This window comes from Pseudomonas sp. 10C3, assembly GCF_036346185.1.
In the GTDB taxonomy this organism is placed as follows: Bacteria; Pseudomonadota; Gammaproteobacteria; order Pseudomonadales; family Pseudomonadaceae; genus Aquipseudomonas.
Genome location: NZ_JASJVE010000053.1, coordinates 1 through 2634, shown reverse-complemented (window position 1 = coordinate 2634; position 2634 = coordinate 1). Strand labels below are relative to the sequence as shown.

Here is a 2634-nt window from a genome sequence, read left to right as displayed (position 1 = left end):
CATCAAGTTTTAACCCCTCGATTCGTCGCCTGATCGGATATAATCCGGGCATGGTGCGACACGAGATCGCGTGTTCAACTGTTTAACTTCAATAGGTTAGCAGTCAAACACGAGTCGTAAGCTCTGGATCTCATTGCTCAACTCCGCTTTCTGGAGTAACGAGCCTGACGTGTATCCGTCAGTTCACTAGATCGGCATGCGTCAGGAGCCAATCTTGGGGTGTGAAGCCCGATCAACAATGTCCCTCCCGCAAGAGAGTGCAACCCGGTAACGGGATGCGCAGCACAACCGAATTGCACGGTAGTACGGGGACTAGTGACCCAACCCGCATGGCTAACATATGTGAATCGTCGACAGAACCCTCGTAAGGATTGACGGGCCTACGGCAATTATCGGCCCCAGCCAAAATGGCATTGCAGCCAGCCATTCCTGTCATGTAATGGGATGCGGTACTAGAAGCGCTGCCGGGGGATAGACGAAGCCTAAACGGGGAATTGATGCGATTCAGGGAACGTGGCAATCCCGACCACTTGCCTTACCAGCCACATCGGCAAGGCAGACTTTCCGCAAGGGACGTTGATGAGTGTGGGGAATAGGAGGATGCAAAAAGCAAAGGGCCGTCTGTAACGGATGGCATACCGGTTTCAACATTACCGGCAGGGGCAACCCTGGCTGACGTGCATCTGGTTTACGAGCGCAAATACAACTGTTGATTCCGTCGAACTATGAAGTTGGCACGGGTACACGCTAAGAGATCCTGTGCAAACAGTTTCTAACTTCGAGCAGGACTGTATGAATACGCAACCACCGACTTCGGTTACGTCTGCGTCCTCGGATGGGGCTATGAATTGGTACGGTCTCGATTGGGCCAGAATTCAAACCTCTGTTCGGAAAACACAGTTGAAAATTGCGCAGGCAACAAGGAAGGCCGACTGGCGAAAGGTGAAGCGCCTGCAACGCATGCTGACTCACTCGTTTCATGGGCGATGCTTAGCTGTGCGGCGAGTCACGGAGAACCGGGGTCGCAGGACGCCGGGGGTCGATGGCGAAACGTGGGAGACGCCCCAAGCCAAACTTCGAGGGGTGATGTGTCTATCGATCAAGCGGGGTTACTGTTCTAAACCGTTGAGGCGGGTATGGATACCGAAACCTGGTAAACAGGAGAAACGCCCACTCGGAATTCCCACGATGTTGGATCGGGCCATGCAAGCGCTTCATCTGCTGGCAATTGAACCTGTTGTAGAGAGCCAGAGCGACCCCCGAAGCTACGGCTTCCGACCGGATCGCTCGACGGCCGACGCAATGGTAGAGCTGTTTCATTTGCTGGCCGCCCAAGTAGCCCCTGTCTGGATTCTGGAAGGGGACATCAAAGGTTTTTTCGATAACATCAGCCATGATTGGCTTTGTCAAAATATCCCAATGGATAAGACGATACTGCGCAAATGGCTGAAAACCGGGGTTGTTGACCGGGGGCAATTTGTTGCTACGGAGGCAGGCACGCCACAGGGCGGTATCATCTCTCCCTGTCTGGCAAACGCCACCTTGAATGGTTTGGAGCTTTTGCTGAAAGATCACTTGAAAAAACGCTTTGGCACCATAGAAGCGAAGAAAACCAAGGTTCAGGTTGTGCGCTATGCAGATGACTTTGTGGTTTTGGCAAACTCGAAAGAGTTGCTTGAAAACGAAATCAAGCCTTGGATAGAGCAATTTCTGTCTGTACGAGGGGTTGCATTATCGCAAGAAAAAACGCGCATCGCACACATCCATCAAGGCTTTGATTTTCTTGGGTGGAATTTTAGGAAGTACGTCCCGAAGTCGCCGCACAGAAAGACAAAGCTGTTTATCAAGCCTGCTAAGAAGAATGTTTCAACGTTCTATCGGAAAGTGCGAGATATTATAAAAAACAGCGGAACCCTTACTCAGGGCGCACTGATGGGGCGACTGAACCCAGTGCTGCGAGGGTGGGCGCAATATCACTCCCCGGTTGTGGCGAAAGCCACCTTTAACAAGCTGGACAACCTTATCTTCTGGCGGATCTTGAGGTGGGCAAAGCGTCGGCATCCGAGGAAGTCTGTTGGTTGGCTTAAACGACGATATTACTGTTCCGGAATTCACCGGGCATTTGTATACCCAGTAAAGGGGATCGACGGGACAGTGAAGTTTCGCCAGCTATACATGCTGGCGGATACCGTAATCGTTCGTCACAAGCGCTTGCCGGGTGCGTATCAGCCGTACGATGCAGAACAGGAGTTCAAGTGGGAAGCATTAAGGGTTCAACGGATGCTACATAAGCTCCGGTATCGGCGGCAGGTACTGAGTCTTTTCAGGCGGCAACAGGGTAAATGTGCTTTATGCGGGCATGCCATCAGCAAGGATACCGGCTGGCACGATCACCACGTTGTCAGGCGGGTGGATGGCGGCCCGGATAAACTAAATAACCGTGTACTGCTCCATCCCGACTGCCACTTACAGTGCCACAAGCAGGGATTCAAGGAGCCACTTAAGCATAGCGGTTTGCAAAAACCACCTTCCGCGTGACCGGCCAGTAATAGACTGGCTTTCGTAAGCTTACGGTTCTAAGGGGGCCCCGGATCAGTAATGATCTGGGGCTACCCGACAATTTGATGCCTGATA

The 2634-nt window shown here is 52.3% G+C and carries 1 protein-coding gene; it reads left to right on the top strand.

Going from position 1 to position 2634, the window contains the following annotated elements; all coding sequences use genetic code 11:
• Positions 1–792 precede the first annotated feature (792 nt).
• Entirely contained in the window at positions 793–2538 is a 1746-nt protein-coding gene (gene ltrA / locus QN399_RS25990; RefSeq protein ID WP_322178707.1) for a group II intron reverse transcriptase/maturase, read from the top strand.
• Positions 2539–2634: the final 96 nt, after the last annotated feature.

Bases quoted from the DNA above. Each gene is read 5' to 3' on its own strand.
- ltrA (WP_322178707.1), top strand. From the start codon at position 793: ATGAATACGCAACCACCGACTTCGGTTACGTCTGCGTCCTCGGATGGG.